Annotated in this window: 12 protein-coding genes; 4 read left to right on the forward strand and 8 right to left on the reverse strand. The window is 55.2% G+C overall.

What is annotated here, in order from left to right:
• Window positions 1-29: 29 nt before the first annotated feature.
• The gene (locus VK738_11095; protein ID HTD23193.1) at window positions 30-2,684 is read right to left on the reverse strand and encodes a TonB-dependent receptor; all 2,655 of its coding nucleotides are present in this window, start codon (window positions 2,682-2,684) and stop codon (window positions 30-32) included.
• Between the two features lie 681 nt (window positions 2,685-3,365).
• Between VK738_11095 and VK738_11100 the strand changes: the two genes are divergently transcribed.
• From VK738_11100 to VK738_11115, 4 genes are all read left to right on the forward strand, one after another.
• Window positions 3,366-5,849, forward strand: a complete 2,484-nt coding sequence (locus VK738_11100) for a TonB family protein (GenBank protein ID HTD23194.1) — start codon at window positions 3,366-3,368, stop codon at window positions 5,847-5,849.
• A 290-nt stretch (window positions 5,850-6,139) separates the two neighbouring features.
• The gene (locus tag VK738_11105) at window positions 6,140-7,372 is read left to right on the forward strand and encodes a hypothetical protein (protein ID HTD23195.1); all 1,233 of its coding nucleotides are present in this window, start codon (window positions 6,140-6,142) and stop codon (window positions 7,370-7,372) included.
• A gap of 50 nt (window positions 7,373-7,422) precedes the next feature.
• The gene (locus VK738_11110; GenBank protein HTD23196.1) at window positions 7,423-8,607 is read left to right on the forward strand and encodes a hypothetical protein; all 1,185 of its coding nucleotides are present in this window, start codon (window positions 7,423-7,425) and stop codon (window positions 8,605-8,607) included.
• Window positions 8,604-9,977 (forward strand): OmpA family protein, encoded by a 1,374-nt coding sequence (locus VK738_11115; GenBank protein ID HTD23197.1) that lies wholly within the window; start codon window positions 8,604-8,606, stop codon window positions 9,975-9,977. Before VK738_11110 ends, VK738_11115 begins: the two co-directional genes overlap by 4 nt.
• A gap of 460 nt (window positions 9,978-10,437) precedes the next feature.
• Here the strand turns inward: VK738_11115 and VK738_11120 are convergent, their stop codons facing one another.
• From VK738_11120 to ftcD, 7 genes are all read right to left on the reverse strand, one after another.
• Entirely contained in the window at window positions 10,438-11,136 is a 699-nt protein-coding gene (locus tag VK738_11120) for an MgtC/SapB family protein (protein ID HTD23198.1), read from the reverse strand.
• 30 nt (window positions 11,137-11,166) lie between these two features.
• The gene (locus VK738_11125) at window positions 11,167-12,474 is read right to left on the reverse strand and encodes an Nramp family divalent metal transporter (protein HTD23199.1); all 1,308 of its coding nucleotides are present in this window, start codon (window positions 12,472-12,474) and stop codon (window positions 11,167-11,169) included.
• 21 nt (window positions 12,475-12,495) lie between these two features.
• Window positions 12,496-13,818 (reverse strand): carbohydrate porin, encoded by a 1,323-nt coding sequence (locus tag VK738_11130; protein ID HTD23200.1) that lies wholly within the window; start codon window positions 13,816-13,818, stop codon window positions 12,496-12,498.
• Window positions 13,819-14,210: 392 nt separating this feature from the next.
• Complete coding sequence (locus VK738_11135; GenBank protein ID HTD23201.1) at window positions 14,211-16,115, reverse strand: amidase; 1,905 nt, start codon at window positions 16,113-16,115, stop codon at window positions 14,211-14,213.
• Between the two features lie 345 nt (window positions 16,116-16,460).
• On the reverse strand, window positions 16,461-17,063 hold the full coding sequence (locus tag VK738_11140) for a sulfite oxidase-like oxidoreductase (GenBank protein HTD23202.1): 603 nt from the start codon (window positions 17,061-17,063) through the stop codon (window positions 16,461-16,463).
• Between the two features lie 60 nt (window positions 17,064-17,123).
• On the reverse strand, window positions 17,124-18,056 hold the full coding sequence (locus VK738_11145) for a hypothetical protein (protein HTD23203.1): 933 nt from the start codon (window positions 18,054-18,056) through the stop codon (window positions 17,124-17,126).
• Between the two features lie 183 nt (window positions 18,057-18,239).
• Window positions 18,240-19,810: glutamate formimidoyltransferase (gene ftcD / locus VK738_11150; protein HTD23204.1), on the reverse strand; the 1,571-nt coding region annotated here is incomplete at its 5' end.

The following is a 19,810-nucleotide window of genomic DNA, read 5'->3' on the forward strand; positions in this document are numbered from 1 at the left end:
TGCCGCCGCCCCCACAGAGCCAGAAAATGCTAGAAGTGGAACCCTACTTCTCCCGTAACTGTTCGAGGGGTCACAAAGTGTGTGCCGCTGAACGTTGACAGAAAGTTGTAAAGCGCAACTTGGTTGGTGAGGTTGACGACGGTCAAACGCGCGCTCCACTTGTAGTGCTCGCCGTGGAGCAGGTTGTCATCGCCAATGCTGGCATCCAGCAGATTGCGAGACGCAATGCGGGCAGGGCGATGATCGTCGTTCTGCTCCCCTGGAGGTGGCAGTTGGATTCGTGTGGATTTATACAGGGCCGGATCGCACGTCGTAAGCGGGGCATTCAGGGTTGGGAATATGATTCCGCAATGCAAGCCGGCCTGCATCTGTTGATCTGCGGTCAGACCGGTTAGGTCCACCGGAGTCGTCAGGTCCGCCGCAAAGGGCACCGCTCCAGCCACCAAACCGCTGTCAAAGCGCCAGTTGAAGGCAAACCACGGCCAGTTCTTCCGCGGCTGGTACTGGATGTGTGTTGTCTGCTGGAACTTCTGGTCGTGGTCAATGCGGAATGGACCCAAACCTTGCGCCACCGTAGTCCCCAGGCCGCCGACCTGTGGCCGGAAGAAGCGCGCGGACGCGCTGCCCAGCACGGTAAAGGCAGTAAGACCGTGGAAGTTGGGCACGCTGATGCGCGCCGACGGTCCACTAATCTTGGAATTGTGCCAGGCAATGGGGAAGAAAATCGGGGTGGCCCCAAATACACTGAAGTCATAGCCGTTGTGCGTGTACTTCCAGAGATAGTCGGCATCAATAACCAGGTACTTCCCAAGAGCTTGCTGGATTCCCGCATGGAACTCATTGCGGAACCCAGGCCGAATGGGTGCCGGGAGGCTCGGGCCTATGACCGCATCAATCACCGGGTTTCCGTTGGCCCTGCTGGCCAGCACCAGGTTTTCATTAAACGGGGTCTCCATAATGCGCCCGTAAGAGACGCGAAGGACGGTATTGGTCTTCTTCACGTTATAGGCAACGCCAAGCCGGGGCTCGGGCTGGGAATCGCTGACGATGCCGCGATACAAATCGCCTCGGACTCCGACATTAAAGGCCCAATTGCCCCAGGTGATGGCGTCCTGAAGATAGAGCGCGAGTTCCTTAATATCCGTGTGGCCGTGAAAAAAGAAATTGCTGCCGCTGCGCGTCAAATCCACTGGCAACAGGTCGGCTGAAAAGTTTGGATTGGGTGAAAGCGCGCCCGCGCACAGAGCCGGATCGCGCGGGGTTGGGTCAGTGTCGGCACTCCCATCCGCGTTCAGGCAGGGAGCGTTGAAGGTAGCATCGGTAATCCCGAAGCCAAAATTCTCCCTGAGCAGGGTGTGCTGATAGGTGACCCCAGCCTTAATGTTGTGTATGCCCTTCACATAAGAAACATCGGAGCGGAAACCCGCATTGGTAAGCTTGCGGTCCTGGTTGAGAGTCTGCGGCTGATCGGCCAGGAAATTCCTGCTGGGAAAGTATTGGAACCGGTCTTGCCGTAAGAACGCTCCTGCGGTAAACAGAGTGCTCGTACTGAACAGATGGGTCCAGGTGGGGGCGACATTATAAGTCCTGATTTGTGCGCGCTGGTCCTGCGTGAGCACCGTTCCGGGAAGTGAGGGGGGCTGCACAGACTGTGTGTCAAACGAGTTCGGGACCTGGAACCAGGAGCGCGTGTAGCCGAGATTGAGATGAACTGCATCCGCTTCGCTGATCTGATAGTCCACCCGGTCGAAAGCGTTCTCTTCATTTCCCCTGGAGTGCATGACCTGGAATTCCGGCGGATCGAGAAAGCGTCCCGTGTTCAAACCGTCTACCGAGATAAAGTTGCCAAACTTCTGGCTTCCGACCGCCAGATTAACACCGGCAGTAGAAGTGCCAAAACTACCATATGAAGTTGTAATGCTGCCCGTGGGTTTCGTCTCTCCCAGGCCGGAGCGGGTTGTAACTTTAATGACAAGGCTGGTCTTGTCTCCGAATTCAGCCGGCGGCGCGCCAGAGATCACTTCCAGAGACTGAATGGAATCGGCGGGAATCTGGTTAGAAAAAACTTTGCTTTGTTGATCGGTGATGGGCTGGCCGTCCACAGAAAAAGAATTTTCCGCGTGGTCGCCAATTCCATGGAAGAGACCATCGGAATCCGCCACCACTCCTGGTGTGGCCAGCGTGACCAATGAGCTGACCGAAGACGACGCGCTCTCGAGCGGGAGTTTGTCAAACAGACCGCGATCAACGTCCGTGTGAAAGTTTGGCTCGTTTTCTACCAGGTCTCCAGCATCTGTCTCTTGTACATTGATGGTGGTTGAACTACTGGCAATGCTGAGGCTGATCTGCGGAGTAATCGGAACAGCCGAGCGAACATCTACGTCCTGCGCCTTGGAGGCAAAGCCAGCGGCGGTAACGCTCAAGTGATAGGAATTGAAAGGTACGTTTCTGAAATGAAACAGACCTAAATCGTCGCTGACGGTGGTTTGGGAGTATCCACTGGCAGGGTGCTGCATGGTAACCAGCGCCCCTTTCACTACCGCCCCGGTCTGGTCTACCACTTTGCCGTCAACACTGCCGGCAGTGCCGGAAGACTGCGCAAAAGCTGAAAACGAAACCAGCAAAATTGAAAGAATAAAAAGTATAGAAATAGCGGTTTTAAACCGCATTTGTATAAATAACATGGGTGCCCTCCTCAGGCAGGAAGATTGGGTTTTAAGAAATTCAACTAATGTAGATGAATGGCTTAAGCCAACGGCGGAGGACGTATGTAAACAGCGGAACCGTGCAAAACAGACTTCGGTGTGCAATTTTCCGCACATAGAACTTGCGTGGGAGCCAGGTCCGGAACCACCGACACCGTGCTGACAACTGGCACAGCAGAGGCATTGGCGTGTGCGACAGCACAGAAGTCGCAGCGCTCTTCAGATCCGGATAGCTTGATGGGATGAAAGTGGGTAGCTTCTGCAAAGGCAAACCAGGAAATCAGAAGCAGGCAGACGAGCGCCAATCCTCTTATTTTCCAATTCTGTACCGATACTTGGTTCGCGTTTCTCATGGTCTCCACTTAGACGAATGGAATCTATCATTGTGACCAAAGTAAGGCTAAAAAGTCAATGCATCGTAGCGCCGGGTAGTGGGTCAGTTTGCCGCCGACAATCCGGGAGTCGGCCCGTCAATAAACACAAGGGCGTTTGTCGGTACCCATCTGGTGGAGCGCTTCCTACAAGCCGACTTCTGGCCCGGAGTAACTTCTGGTTAGCCCGTCACCCGGACAAGGTGCAATCTATCTGAGCCTAAATTCACTATCGGCGATGCAAGAATGTACAATGAGCGCGTTCTAGATTTGACGGGCGGGAGGGTATATGCGCGTTCTTCTGGCAGGTCCGGACTTTGAGGAGAATCTTTCCATTCGATATTTAGCATCTTCACTGCAGGCGAAGCGGCATGAGACGTCATTGGCAGTGTTCAATTCGGCGGACGATGTGGAGGCGGTCGCCGAACAGGCGGGCGAGGCGGAGATCGTCGGACTGTCGGTTTGTTTTCAATCGCGCGCGCAGGAATTTCTCATCTTGGCACGCCGGATCAAACAACTCCACCCTGGAAAACTGATTGTGGCGGGCGGACATTACGCTTCGTGCGCAGCACAGCCGCTGCTGGAGCACCATCCCGAACTCGACATCATCGTGATTCACGAGGGGGAGCAAACGCTGCTGGAGATAGTTGCGGCTGCAGCGAATCTGAAGGATGACTTGCCGAAGATTACCGGCATCGCATATCGGGAAGACGGCCAGGTTCGATTCACGCCGCAACGCCGCACTCTGGATGATTTGGACACATTGCCCTTCCCTGAGCGGGCCGGGCGGATCCACACCATCGCCGGAGTTCCCACCAGCTTTCTAATGGGGAGCCGCGGATGCTACGAGAACTGCGCGTACTGCTGCATCACAACCCTGCACAATCTGGCACCGGGCAAGAAATTTCGCCAACGCAGTGTGGAATTGATCGCCGACGAGATGGCCGAGCTTTATCGCGAGCGGGGAACGCGGCAGTTCGTATTTCACGACGACAATTTTCTGGTGCCGTCGGTGGCGCATAACCAGGCGCGAATCGAAGGATTCGACAAGGCCTTCAAGAGCCGCGGCATGGACGATATCGCACTACTCGTCAAGTGCCGCCCGGCGGATGCGAATCGGGACGTGCTGAGCCGGCTGAAGGAAATGGGGTTGGTGCGTATTTTCATGGGGATCGAATCGGCCACGGAGATGGGCCTTCTCACATTGGATCGGCATCAGACCGTGGGGCAATCGATCCGCGCTCTCGATATCTGTGGGGAACTGGACATTTCGGCCCAGTTCACAATCATGACGTTCAATCCAGATGCGAATTTAAACACGCTGCGGGCCGACCTTGCCTTCATGCGAAGGTTTGCGGGGAATCCACTGAACTTTTGCCGTGCCGAAATCTATGCAGGTACGCCTCTGGAGAAGCGGATGATCGCGCTGGGACGAGCGCGAGGCGACTATCGCGCGCGGGAATACAGCATGTACGATCCGGTGGCGGATCTCGCCTGCACGATATCGCTCGATCTGTTCTACGACCGCAGCTGGGGCGACGGTAGCCTGATGCAGAAGACGATTGGACTCGATCACATGATCGCAGTGCGGAAACGGTTTCACGGCCGTGACGACTTGTGCGAGCGGGCACACGCTTGGGTGCGGGCGGTGAATCTCGACACGCTTAATCTTCTGGAGGAAGTGATCGAATTGAGCGCGTCGGGGGTGGGAAAGATGGATGCCGACGCCCTGCGAAAGGTCCATGCGCTGAAGGAACGGGAGGTGCGCGCGCGGAATCAGTTTCTATTGCAGGGGCTGCGATTGAAAACCGAGCTGGACGAATTCCGTTTGCCAAGTCGAACCATTTCCGCAGGAAGCGCGTCGCGATTCCGATTGGGTCGCCAAGTTGCGGCAGCCGTACTGGCGATAGGAGTGCAAGCCACCTTGTCGACCGGCCAGGGGATGGCGGAGCAAACACCTGCTCCGATGCAACAAGTAGGAGGCGATCAGGAAAAGTGTTGTACGCTCGGCGGGACTGTGACGGACGCGTCCGGGGCTGTGGTGGCGAACGCGACGATTACGATTACGAACATTGTCACGAATCTTGCCGTCACTCTGAAAGCCGACGAGACTGGGCAGTACACGGCAAAAGATCTGGTAGGCGGCAAATACGACGTTAAGGCAGAGGCGATCGGGTTCAAGACGACGATCGTGAAAGGTGTGGAAGTTAGCGCGGGCAAGGCCGCGCGGTTGGATATTCGGCTGGAAATTGGCAACTGGGGCGGCTGCTGCGAATACGCCGCGGCTCCCATGAAAGCGCCAGTTGAGTACGTCGTGAGAATGAAGCCGTTCACGTATAGCGTCGGCGAAGCCGCCGACGGCGGTACGCTTAGAGGGATCGCAAAGCTCGTGTATAGCGATCAAAAGAAGTGGGTATGGATTTTCGAAGCGAACCGGGATGTGGTGACCAACCCGAACGCGCTCCCTTACGGAATGTCACTCACCATTCCGGTATCACACCAGCCGTTGCCGAAGCTGGAAACAAAGGTTCTTCCGCCCTATCCTTCGGAGGCTGCCAGCCAGCATGTGCATGGCGACGTAACAATGGATGTGACGCTCAACGACGACGGTACAGTGCAAGACGTGAAAGTCATTGAGGGCAATCCGTTGCTCAATAGCGCAGCGACTGATGCCGTGAAGCAATGGAAGTACCGGCCGCTTACCCTGCACGGCAAGCTGGTGAACAGGACTGTCGTCGTGCTCACGTTCGGCAAGAACGGAAAGGTGCGTTAAGTTCGGGTCAACTCCTCATCAGCAAAAGAGCGCTCCAATTGGTGACGCCATTCGCGCTCATGGCCGGGTTTGGCGCAGCCCTCAACGACTGGATCGAGACCCCTGTCAAAATGCCTCGTGTATCACATCATTATATTTTGAATCGCTAACCGATCCAGCCTTCATTTGCTTTCGTACGTTAATCAGGTGTTGAAGAATCGGTGGAGGGCCGGCTTGATCTCGGGTGTATAATCTTGCCCTCCCCCCTTTAAGTCCAAAAAAGGAATTCAAGTATAGAGGATGATCTGACGATGTCAATCTCCACTCCAGGACGTCTTTTTCAAGCGAAGGCTTCAGCGGTATTTGCCGCTATCCTCGGCTGTGCTCTGGCGCACTTCTTTATCGCGTCCACTCCTGCCTCAGCCCAAAGATTGTGTGAGAACAATGACAACCCTGTGGCAACCATCAGTCCATGTACCGGGCCAGCGGGAACCACGGTCACAGTGACATTGGGCCGAAAACTGGCATCGGCTCCCAAGACATTGTTGTTTAAACGGGTGGTAGCGAACGGCGTTCCCGCGCAAGTGATTGTTCCACTCACCGGCCTGACTGCGGCAACGCCGCCCGAGCTGTGCACTGGTGGAAGCGGACGCTGGGAAGTCTGGCTGGTAGATTCGGCCGGCGGATCGCAGGGCAAGATCGGTGCTTTTTGGCCTGACTGCCGAGACCTTGGTTCGTCGGGGTCTATTGGTCCAACTCCCGGGGCTGCTCCTGGCCCGCAGCGATTGTGTGAAAACAGTGATACTGCGGTCGCCAGCATCAGCCCATGTACCGGCCCGGGCGGCACTCCTATTGCGATCACATTGCGCCGCACTCTCTCGTCTGCGCCGGCCGCACTCTTGTTCAAGCGAGTGCTCACAAGCGGTGTTCCTGCACAGTTCAGCGCTCCGGTGAAGGGCGTTAGCGCTTCGTCTCCGCCGCAGTTGTGCACCACAGGCGGGAATGGAAAGTGGGAGGTCTGGTTGATTGATGCCAAGGGCGCATCACAGGGCGTCATCGGCGCTTTCTGGCCGGAGTGCGGTGGAAGCGATGCTTGCCTGGCTGGGAAATGGCTCTCGCAGTCGGTAACCAACGGTTCGCCCGTGGCACCCAAGCGTGGCGGTTCGGGAATTCAACTGACCATCGGCACGAATGGACTGGCGACGATCAACTACAGCGGCATGCAGCCGATCGAGCAGCTCAACCTCCCAGGACAGGTCGTGAACAGCACGATTTATACCGGCACGGCAAGCGCTTACATTTCCGCAAAAAATGGATCGCTGACCGTAGGAACCGTGCAAAGCTCCGCCACCAGCTCGAAGATCACTGATTCACGCACCGGAAAAACTACCGGCGGGCTGTTGAGCGGCCTCGGATTCGTGTTTTACGGCGGAGGACATATTACGGGCTACAACTTGAACTACACCTGTAGCGGAGGAACCCTGGTTATCAAGCACTCGGTTGGCCCCAACTTGCTCTATCTGTTCACGTTCAAGCGCCAGTGAGATGGACGAAGCGATGTTGCTTGATCTCCACATGAAGAAGGCATGATGCTATGAAAAAAATAGGAACAGCGTTGGCTTTGGGTATCCTCTGGCTCGTGTTTCAGGGAACGATCACCGGCCAGGAAAAACAGAAAATGAGCCGCGTCACCGATACCGATAACAGGTACGGAAAAGGTGGAACACTGACCACGTATTACGATCCATACCCGCACGTCACGCGTGAAGAATGGACAGACAAAGATGGGAGAGTTCGTGAGCTCCATATAAATGATTCCCCTCATCGTGGCGAACAAGTATGGTTTTTCCAGAAGGATGGCAAGGTTATTGAATTTCTTCTGAGCCAGTCCCCAGGGAAGGGCCAGTGGCATCTGAGTCGCGGGAACGGTACCTTCAGTGGGTATTCGGATGGCCGTTCGGCGGATCTTCCAAAAGAGGATCTTCTGAAAATCATGGAAAAAGCTGAGAAGCAATTTGCGGCGGACGGCAAGATTTCCGACCAAATCTTCGAGGCAGATACCAACGTCGAGCAGCCGATATTACCTCCAAACGAAATCTTCTCATGCCGCAGAGTGGACCTGGCCACCGCAAAAGACAGCATCGAGAAGAAAATTAAACACATCGAAGAGCGCAGAAAGTTGATGAGCGATGCCTTCTACTACGAGGGTGCGGTGCAAACCCTGCAGGCCGCGTTCAAAGCCAAAGGGGTAACCTCTTCGATGAGCAGCGCTGATCCTTGGGGGAAAAGCGGTATCGGATCAGCCTGGACTGAGTCCGGCGAAGGCTTTTACAAGAACCATGTCGAGGCGCTTAACCAGTTACTGGGAGTGGTGGGGAAGCGCGGATACTCGACCGAAAGTGAGATGGCAAGGCTCGAGCAGGCGATGACTCGATGGGAGAAATTCGATAGTGACATCGAATCCCGGTTCAAGGCGCTGGTGGATGCTTATACGATCGAGGCCAAGGCCTACGACGAGCAGAACGACTATATGGCAAAGTATTTCCAGCAATTGGGGCAATTGCAGACGCGAAATCCCTATCCTTCCGATGCCATCGATTCGCTCAACGGCAAGATGTATAGCAACAAGAAGAGCTTCGACGATCGCATCAAGAAAATGGAAGATGTAGACCAGCAGGAGATTCGCGACAGGATCAAAGCCCTGGCAAGCGAACAAATCTTCAAATCGCTCACCGAGACCTCTGATTGCACACCTGGCACAAAGGAGCAGAAAAAGTGATTGAGATAAAGAGATTGCGGGCCCGGCCATGGGTCGCATTCGTTTGTGTTGCTTTGTTTTGTTTCCTGCCTGGCTGCGCGAAGAAAAACGCAGGGGAAGAGGCCGGCACCCCAGTGCAAAGCGGTGCGTCTGGGCAGCCTTCCTCAACCGCCGGTCAAGCGGGCGCTTCATCGCAGACCGGGACGGCAGAGAGCACACAACAGCACGAAATCAGCCTGGTCGCGCTTTCCGCCGGCGCATATATCGTGAAGAGACCAAGCGAATGGATGGATTCCGAGTCTGCCTACGCGCTGTTGGACGAAAATCCGCGGAGTAAGTGGGCAACGGCCCGCGGAACGACCAGTCCGCAGACCATCGTCATTGCTCTTCCCGAGAAGACGCTACTAAAGACCATTGCATTTGATAATCAATCGACTGATTCCCAGTTCACAGGGTGCGGCGCAAAAGACATCAGCGTCGAGATGTCAGACGCCAGTGAGAATGACGGGTTTCAGAAGATCGCCGAGGTTTCGCTGAAAGAAGGCACAGATGACCAGCGCTTCCCGGTGTCGGCAGAGGTCCCGGGACGCTGGGTGCGCCTGACGGTTAAGAACAATCACAGCTCCGATCCTGACAACACAATCGAACTCAACGAGTTCCGCGCCTACGGAACACAGCTCACGCACACGCCCATGCCCGATCTCAGCGGCACCTATGATTTCGATTTTACCGGCGGTTTTCATGTGAAACAGGAGGGAACATTCCTCACCGGCTGTTACGAAAGCCGCGAGGGCCTGATCAAAGGCGGCGTCGAAGGCCACATCGGGAAATTTACATGGTTTGAAAAGAGCGGTTACGAGATCAAGGAGATGGGTTCGGCAATCATGGTGCTCCCCCCTGACGGCAAGCAGGCCATCGGTGTGTGGTGGGAGGGAATGAATACCGATAACAGCGAACGGATCTTGATTGGTCCCAAAAAGAGCAGCGATATCGGTTCCTGTGCGCACTGGGCGGGCGGCCTGGAGCAACAGTTGATCAAAGACCTGGAGCAGTTTGGGCGAGCCCGTGTCTATGGCATTAACTTCGATACCGACTCCGATCAACTCAAGGCGGAATCCAAACCGACGCTCGATAAAATCGCGTCTATCTTAAAGGCGAAGCCGGATTGGAAGATCACCATCGAGGGACATACGGACTCAACCTCCACGCCACAGCACAACCAGGACCTTTCGGAAAAGCGGGCTGCGACAGTCAAGAGCTATCTGCAATCGGCAGGAATCAATCCATCGCGAATGAACACGGCAGGATATGGCGCCACCAAGCCCGTCGCCAGCAACGATACTGAAATCGGCCGGGCCCAGAACCGGCGCGTGGAACTCATGAAGCAATAAGCTGATTCAGCTCTAGAGTCCGATGTACGAGAATGGAGTCAAGAAAATGGTGCGCCCCGGATGCAGACGATACGGAAGCCCGGAGCTGCTTTTGTGATATCACTCTGGCACTAAAATGCTGACTTTCTCGGAACTACGGTTCATCATTAAGTCTTGGCATTCGAGAATGCCGGCGGATCTTTTTGCGCCCTCAGTTCCTTGACAACTTAATCGACAACTCAATCGCCAATCGCGATTTCTGAGCATCGCAAACCCGCAACCACTGGAATAACATTCAGCGTTATTTGCATATAAGTAAACATTCGGACTGCTCAGCTGGTCCCTCGACCCAAAGTCACTTTCCTCAATAATGACGAGGCTCCTGTGACTTCCCAGCGCGCCTCAGACACTACCAGCAAGTACCCCCACTTTTCCTCATCTGACCGGCTGGCGAAGGTAACTAAAGAGGTAACAACAATCTTTACTCTGCTTCCCCGCCAACCACCTCCCAGCTAACGGCGGTGATGCCAGACTCCAGGCTGAGCCGGCCAACAATCTGCTCCAGCAAAGCATCTTGACGGCCGCTGCTCAACAATGTCGCGCGGACCTCGACCTTGCCGGCGGGATCAACATCTTCACTCTGCAAAGCCTGCAAGGCCATGGGCAGCGCCTGAACTGCGTGCAGCAAAAGGGCGCGGACATGTCCTTCACTATCGCTGCGGCAGGTGAGGCGAAACAGGTATAGGGTCTCGGAGCCGTTTGCACCCGTAGGCTGGCGGTCAATCTTGAGAGCGATGGGGCGCAAGCCGATGTTGGCGAGCAGCACCGCTGAGGCCCCAATCGCTGCCTCCCGCAGATAACCGAAGCCACACAGCGAGCCCACCGCGGCAGAGCACCACAGAGTAGCTGCAGTATTCAGCCCGCGCACGCTCAAGCCTTCACGCATGATCACGCCTGCACCAAGAAAGCCGATGCCAGAGACGACCTGGGCGGCTATCTGCAACGAGCCGGCACCAGTCGGCAAAAGACGCGAGATGGTCACGAACAACGCCGCCCCGGTAGAGACGAGCGCGTTGGTGCGCAGTCCTGCCATCCTCTGGTGCCACTGCCTCTCCGCGCCAATGGCGGACCCCAGAAGAAATGCGGCAAAAAGATACAAGAGAAAGTGGATCAAATCCATGCTGTTTGTCCAACGAATTGATATGCGCGCTCAGCCCGTAACGGTTGTCCAGATAAGGCCAATCGTAAGTAAGATCATGACGACACTTGTGCTCCAGGCAATTACGTTGGCGAAGACGGAATTCTTATGCTCACCCATTAGTTCGCGCTTGTTGACGAGAATCAGCATGTAAACCAGCACGAAAGGCAAAAGAATTCCGTTGGCGACCTGGGAAAAAATGATGACCTTGATGAGCGGCAACCTGGGAATCAGGACAACTCCTGCTCCGCCGGCAATCAACAGCGTATATAGCCAGTAGAAGACCGGCGCTTCCGAGAATTTCTTGTTGACCCCAGATTCCACTCCCAAACCTTCACAAATGTTGTAGGCGGTGGCCAGTGGAAGGATGGCTGCCGAGAGCAGTGAAGCATTGACTAAGCCGACGGTAAACAGGAGTGCGGCAAATTTGCCCGCCAGAGGAGCTAAGGCTCTAGCTGCCTGGCTGGCGTCCGTGATGTCGTGTAGGCCCTTGACGTGCAATGTCGCGGCGCAGGCCACAACAATAAAAAAGGCAATCACGTCGGTGATGATGCAGCCCAGGAAAACGTCGAGACGGCACAGATGGTATTTGTCTTTCGGGATTTCTTTTTCCACCACCGAGGCCTGCAGATAAAACTGCATCCATGGGGTGATGGTCGTGCCCACCAGGCCAACCACCATCACCAGATACTCGGAGTTGCGGCTGAACGTGGGAACAATGGTATCGTGCAGCGCCTTGTGCCAATCGGGATGCGCATAGAAAGCCGATATAGGATAGGCAAAATAAATCAGCGAGAACAAAATCAAAATACGCTCGACCGGCTTGTAACTGCCCTTGACCACCACCGCCCAGACCAGGGCCGCACCAGCGGGAACTACCAGATACTTGCTCACATCAAAAATGCCCATGCCGGTGGCCAGACCGGCAAACTCAGCAACAATGTTCCCGAAATCCGCAATGCCCAGGACCAGGATTGTGAATGCAGCCGCACGTATTCCGAAATTCTCCCGGATCAGGTCAGAGAGTCCTTTGCCGGTAATCACTCCCATGCGCGCAGCCATTTCCTGCACGACCATCAGCGCAATGGTGGTGGGAATCAGGGTCCAGAGAAGCGTATAGCCGAACTTCGCTCCCGCCTGGGAATAGGTAAGGATGCCACCTGGATCGTTATCCACGTTGGCGGTGATAAATCCGGGACCCAGGACCGCAAAAAAAGCCAGCAGACGGAACTGCATCAGGCTGAAGAACGGTCTTTTTTTGAAGACCTTTCTGTAAACCTTAGTGACTTTTCCGGGTTCCTGTAACGTGGGCTCAGTCATGCGATGGTCCGGTGTTCGTTATTAAAAATCTACGTGCATCCGCAATGCGGGAACTACAACTGGGCCACGATCGCGGTTATAGCCGGGATTAACAACGTATTGCAGCTCAGGTGAGCTGAATATCCCGCGCCAAAGGTGAAGATTGTAATAGACCTCAGTGATATTTTCGCGTCCGTAATTCAGATTTCCGTCTCCCAACAAAAACCCCTGACCACCCAGCTTCAGATATTGCTGATGCGCCTTCGAGATGCCATTGCTCACAAAGGCCAGCCCCACCCGGTCAAACTTGCGTCCCCAGGGAATGCCTTTATAGTCGGCGCCCAACAGGATAGTCTCATTGACCTCGGTATAAGCAAAGGATTCGTTGTTGCCTTCGTTCCAGCCCCAACGTCCAAAGACGCGCATATCAGTGGAAACTTCCTGGTCAGCACTGATACCAAAGCCGTACTTGATACGCCCCTTGCGACGGTGCGCAGTAACATCGGGCACCGGATCCTTCCCTGCCAGAAAGGCGCCGATGGCTTCCTGATAGCTGCCCATGTTGGCATGATTCACATACGTCAAAAAGCGAAATACTGCCGCCCGTCTGGGGAGAGCCGAACGCCGCAGTTCGAATTCGATATTTTCCGCGCGGGCGAGGCGTAGGTTCCAATCGAGATCAATGCCGTTGGCAATTTTTGGCATGAGCGCCTCAGCAAAGCGCAGCGCCCAATCTCGGTCCTGATATTCCACGCGAACTCCGTAGGTGTAGCCGCGCGTATCAGCGGCGTAGTCGTAGCCACCGTTGTTGTCAATCGTCCAGTTCAAAAATTGATCATGGCTGCTATTGGCGACAGAATTGGTGTCGAACCAATCAACGACGCTTATTTTCCCGGCATTGATTTCAAGGCGGCGCTCCGGCAATTCCGTGGCCAGAGAAAATGGCCCGCGCTCCGACTCAACCATCTTGGAGCTGAGAGGAATGACCTGATGCAGCATCATGCGCGCAATATACGGAGCAGCACCCAACGCAGGGTTACGAACCACATCGAGATCGGTAAAGCCGGCCAGTCCCAGAGCGTCGCTGATTCCTCGTCCTTCGGCACTTTCAATGTCGAAGAGAAATTCAGTTCCCTTGGCGAGGCGCACTCCCGTGTACAGAGTGAAAACGCGAGAATTGGTGAGTTCGCCTTTGGGTCTCAGGCTGCCCGGCGCGGAATAAGGCGCGTGAAAGGCGAAATGTCCTTGCCAGATGATGTTGGCCTGTCCGGAAACCCATAGCCAGTCAGGCTTGGAGTGCCCAAAGATCGTAGGGGGATCGCTGGGATCGGCGCTCTTCTCTTGCTTTGAATCTTGACTTGGCACGTTCGAACTCGGAGCATTTGTGTCCGGAATATTTGGATTCGGGGCCTGTGGGAGTTCGGTGCTTTGAGAAGAAGGCTTAGAAGTCTGCGCAGACAGAGCAAGGCACAACAGCATTGCTGTGCAAAGTAACAGAAGCGAATCTCGTAAGCGCAAAGGTAGGTCGTCCTGACATTTTTAGTAAGTTGAGCCTGATTTATGAATGTAGCAGATGGCACTATTAAAAGCCCACAGAAATTTGGCATTCATGGAAAATTAATAAAAAGCAATTCATGTTTTGTTTATACGGAAAACCATAAAGCTCAGCCGACCCTAGCTAAGAGTGCAGTCAGGCCAAAAATTGTGACGGAGCAGGTCATTCCTGCTCCGCCACGGTGTTTTAAATAAATTTAAAGTTACATATGGTGAGGCCGGCGCTGCTCGACTGCGTCGTCGCGGCGACGGGGTGTTGATGAGTTACGATCAACGGGTTTGCTGTTTGGATCAACATGCTTGCCCGCCGGCAGATCGTCCAGGAACTGCGGCACGATGCGCGCCTTGGTCGCGTGCTCGAAGCCGGAAGCCAGCTTGATGAGCGTGGGTTCGCTGAAAGCCGTACCAAAGAAGCTGATTCCCATGGGTAGACCAAACAGGTTCCCCAGGGGCACGTTGATGATGGGATAGCCGCCGATTGCTGCAAGGTTCGACGTACCGAAAAAGAAGCGATCGCCAAAGATCAGGTCCGTAGGCCAGGCGGTCGTGCCGGTCGCCGACACGATACCATCAAGGCTGAACTTGCTTAGCGCCAGGTCAATGCCATTCACAGTAGCGAGGCGATCAATATCCAGCGCCTGGTTGTAGGTCATGCCACCAAAGGCAGGTTGGGGATCATCTGGACCAGTGGCAAGCGACTGGGCCAGATCGAAGATCTCCTGCGCGAAGAACGGCATTTCGACTGCTGCGTTGGCATTGTTAAAGGCAATGGCGTCAGCCAGGGTCTTGCCGGCCATAGGAACACCTACGCGAGTGGCAAAGTAGTTCCGCAGATCGCTGACGAAATCGAACACCAGCACCAGGAATTCGCCATTGCCAGGCGGGAAGGTGAAGCCTTGCGCCTCAAGATCCACGAGTGTCGCGCCCGCACCCTGAATTGCTGTGACTGCATTCTCGAAGAGATTCAAAACGCTTTGCGGAGTGGGAGCGTTGGGATCAAAGCCGTTAAGTCCCGCCCGTGTCACTCCAATGCGCGTGCCGCTCAGCCCGTTGGGATTGAGGAACTGCGTGTAGTCCGTGGGGAGATTCGCAGGCCGGGTAAATCTTCCCCGCCATCCCAGAGGAACACCTCCAGTAGCGGGATCGCGGCCATCGGGGCCATGACTGGCAATTACGCTGAGCACGGCTGCCGCGTCAGCAACGGTGCGGGCGTGCGGTCCAACCGTATCCTGCGTGTGCGAGATCGGCACAACCCCAGCCCGGCTCGTCAGACCGACGGTCGGCTTGATCCCAACCACGCCGCTTACGCAAGCCGGCGAAACGATGCTGCCATCGGTTTCCGTGCCAAGCGAGACAGCAGTGAGATTGGCTGATGCCGCCGCGGCTGACCCGGAGCTGGAGCCGCTGGGGTTGCGAGCAATCCCATAAGGATTGTTACACTGCCCACCACGCCCGCTCCATCCGCTGATAGAGTTGAATGAGCGAAAATTGGCCCACTCGCTGAGGGTGGTCTTACCTAGAATCACAGCGCCACCGGCGCGCAGCTTTGCGGCCACGGTAGAGTCCTGCACCGCAGGAACCCCGGCCAGTGCGAAGGAGCCGGCGGTGGTCTGCATCCTGTCGCCGGTATCAATGTTGTCCTTCAGCAGCACAGGAATGCCGTGCAAAGGCCCCAAGACTTTTCCCTGCTCACGCAACTCATCCGCCGCGTGTGCCAGGACAAGGGCGTCGGGATTCACCTCAATGATCGAGTTCACTCCAGGGCCATCCTGGTCATCCTTGTCCAGTGCTCTGATGCGCCTGAGATAAAAATGTGTCAGCTCGGCAGAGCTGGTCTCGCCTGATGCCATCGCAGCCTGTAACTCTGCGACGGTGGCTTCATTGAATCGGGTGGGGACGTCATCGGAATCGGTACGGGTCTCTGCGCGCAGGACCGCGGGGGCCGACAATGCTCCCGCGATAGATGCGCCTGTACCAGCCAACGCGCTCCACTTCAAAAAGTCTCTGCGGGCGACACCCGTGTCTTCTTTCGGTTGGGTTGGATTGTTCCACAATGTTTCCAGAAAGTTTTGGATTTTATGGCGAAGATGTTTGCTTTTGGCTTTCATGAGCAACTCCTTGGTTTGCTGGAATGGGGGGTTGTGGTTGGAACGGCAGACCGATTGGTAGCACACGAGTGACCACCGGGCTAGCCGTCAATAAAGAGCCGGGGACCGTAAGCCAGAGATTCCCCGCTGTTCGTGAGGGTCAAAAGAAGGGCGCTTCTACGCCTGGATCCTGCGAGGTGAATCCAAGCCGGAGGGATTATACCGCAACGCAAGACGCACGTGGGCCGATGACAACGTGCTTCTCAACTATATGACTTTAGTCTGCAGTCTAAAATCTGCATTTCATAAATCGGAATCGAAGCGCCGGGTTTTTTCTCACCCTTTGTATCACTGAGAATGTGCCGCCTAGCCCAAACTGTAACGCTGTTCCTTCCAGGGATCGCCGTACATGTGATATCCGTTTTGCTCCCAGAAGCCGGGGGCGTCGTGCTCCATGAACTCCAGTCCGCGGACCCACTTAACGGATTTCCAGGCATACAGATGCGGCACGATCAGGCGCAGCGGATATCCATGCTCGGGCGTGAGCGGCTGGCCATCGTGATGCGTGGCCAACAAGACGTTGTCGTGTTGGAGATCGGCGAGAGGCACATTTGCAGTGAAGCCTTCTTCTGCGTGTATCATCACGAACTTTGCCGCAGGCTTGGGTTGGGTTAACTTTAGAATTTCGCCAAAAGCGACTCCCTCCCAGGCATTCTCGAAGCGGCTCCAGCGAGTCACGCAATGGAAATCACTTGTAGTGTGAAGTCTGGCAAGGGCGTTGAATTCGCTCCAAGTAAACCGCAAGGGCTTTTCAACCAAACCCCATACGCGAAAATCCCAAGTCGCAGGATCAAACTTGGGCACCGATCCGTAGTGCAGGACCGGCCACTTTAAAGTGAGCGCCTGGCCGGGAGGAAGTCTTCCCTCCTCTTGCATCTGGCGCTCGCGCTGCTTGCGTTCATCGAGCATAGTACTCTGTAATTATAGAAGGGAATACGAAGGGAAATTCTTCCCGCAAACAAACCAATCCTAACGGATCATTGCGGCAAACAGATCTGAGTTCAGCAACGATTGAAATTGCTTCTCGTCGGTCTTGAAGTGGAATTTGAGCTGGTTACTGTCGGAATCGACGGTCATGTTTTCCAGCGCAGTCTTTTCCACGCCGGTGGCCTGCGTTCTTCTGAACGTCATGCCCACGCGCGCCAGAGTGGAGAGCGTTGCCGCGGTCATACTGTCAGCGGTGATCACATCCAGATCAAAATTCACTCCGCTGCCGAAGTTCATGACATAACGCGAGGAGCGCAGGCGTTTGCTGAGTGTCTGGTACTCAGCCAAGTTGGCAACATCGCCCATGGCCGAGTTCATCATGGTTTGCGTGCCCTTGGAGTCGAGCACACTCCAGACGGCGCCGGCATCCACCGCAGGCATAAGATCAAGAACTTCCGAGTTGGAGTTCAAGCTCTGGATATCGCCATCGCGAGCCGAGAGCCCTGACTTCACTGCCGACGGATCACCAAAGAGCAAAGTGTTCTCATCCAGCAGTGACATGTTCATGCCGTTTCCCATGGGATACAGAAAAGCAGTATGGAATTTCGTAGGAGCAACTTTACGTACTTTTAAACGGGCGATGACTTTCTTGAGGGAGAATTGTCCCTGGGCCACGCCCACCATGCGAAGATCGCCCTTGTCGCGGAAGGCGGCAAAGGTCAGTTGATCAATATCGCGCTGCGGATCAATGCCTACGCCTTTCAGCGCGGTCTCGAATTGCTTCAAGTTGTCCGGCAAAACCCGGTCGTGCAGCTCAGTGGCAGTTTGGGAGTTGATGACCTGGCGGTAGTCCACGGAGATAATCTGCTGCACTTCAGAAGGAATCACGCTGCGTGCGGTACTTCCCAGAGCAGCCGCACCCGCTGAAACGGAAGCAGCCGCAAACAGTATGGCGACAAATAAGGTTCGATTCATGATTGAAAGTGGCTTACCGAAATTGTATCTCACAACAACCTCTCTGCGGGCTGGTTTCGCAACTCGTGCTATCTATTTTGACATGGATTCAGCCCTTACTTCACACAAATACCTTATATTCAACATGTATTTGGCTCACTCATTTCGATGTGAAGGTGACGGTTTTGGTTGGATATTACGTATCTAGCGAATTAAAGCCGCCGTTTTGGCCCGAACTTCACCGATAAACTGCTGATCGGTGAGAGATTCGAGGTTGATCTCCACGTTGGCCAGCGCACCTTCTACGGCCGCCTGGGCCAGAGCCGCACCGACCGTAAGATCGGAGGCCATCTTCGGATTGGTAATCAGCTTGAGTGATTCCAGAATCCTCGCTACTTCACGGCTCTTCTCAGCAACCGCCAGCGGTACATTGGTAGCTCCTTTGAGAGCCAGACTGACGGCAGCCTCGCCGTCTTTTGAATCTTTGGCAGCCTTGTAGGCTTGGACAACGGCTTTGTAAGATTCGGCGTCGGCCTCAATCGCGGTCTTGAGTTCTTCACGAAGCTGGGCCAGACGGGCTACAGCCTCGCTAAGCTCACGCTCATACTGCAGATAATTTTTTTTGCCGCGTGACATGGAGGCAACCATGTGTCCGAGGGCTGCGGCCATGGCTCCAGCCATGGCCGAGGCGCTTCCCCCACCCGGGACAGCGGTGGGGGCGGCAAGCTGCTCGATAAACGGCTCCGCTCCAGCCCGCAAGCCCCCAACCGCCACTTTGCCGGACATGACCGCCGAGAGCCGGTTCTCCAGAATCAAAGATGAGTCGAAGTTCTCAATCTGCAAGAACCACTCTGCCGCATCTTCCAGAGACTTCTTAGGAACCAGACCAACGATCTCGCTGCTGACGGGGGCGACTCCGTAGCGCGACGCTTCCCTTTTTACGAATTCGAAGACGCGGGCAATCGGCGTCTGCTCGAAATCGGTCAGGTTCATGGAAACTTGCGCCAGACCACGCACCAGGAAACCCGCACCCTTTACAAAACGCAGTCCGCCAGAAGAAAAACGTACCGCCTTGGCTACTTTCTTCGCGATCTCGACGTCAGGGGTGTTCAGAAAAACGTTGTAGGCAATCAAAAACCTTCGCGCTCCCACGACAGTTGCGCCTGCAGTAGGATGCAGTTGCGCCTCGCCGAAATCGGGGCGGCGCGCAGGGTTCGTGGCAATTTCATCGCGCAAGCCTTCGAACTGCCCGCGCCGGATGTTTTCCAGATTTTGCCGCTCCGGGCTGGTTGCGGCGGCTTCGTAGAGATAAACCGGAATGCGAAAGCGCTTCCATATCTCCTCACCCACATAGCGGGAGATGGCAACGCAATCTTCAATGGTAACGCCTTCAATCGGGATAAACGGAATCACGTCGGCCGCTCCGAGACGAGGATGCGCGCCCTGATGCTGGGTCAGATCAATTAGCTCGGCAGCTTTGCCCACGCCGCGAATGGCCGCTTCAGCAATGGCTTCGCGATTGCCGACCAGCGTAATCACACAGCGATTGTGGTCGGGATCCATCTCGCGGTCGAGCAGATAGACACCCTCAACCTTCATGGCCTCGACGATGGCGTCAACTTTGGGTTTATCGCGTCCTTCGGAAAAATTGGGGACGCACTCGACCAGCGTGGACATATTTGACAAGCATAGCGGGGAGCGAATCTGTGATGCAAGGAAGATGTGCGGAGACGTATATAGAAATGCATGTAGAGACGCAGCCATGGCTGCGTCTC

The organism is Terriglobales bacterium, assembly GCA_035487355.1.
In the GTDB taxonomy this organism is placed as follows: domain Bacteria; phylum Acidobacteriota; class Terriglobia; order Terriglobales; family Acidobacteriaceae; genus QIAW01.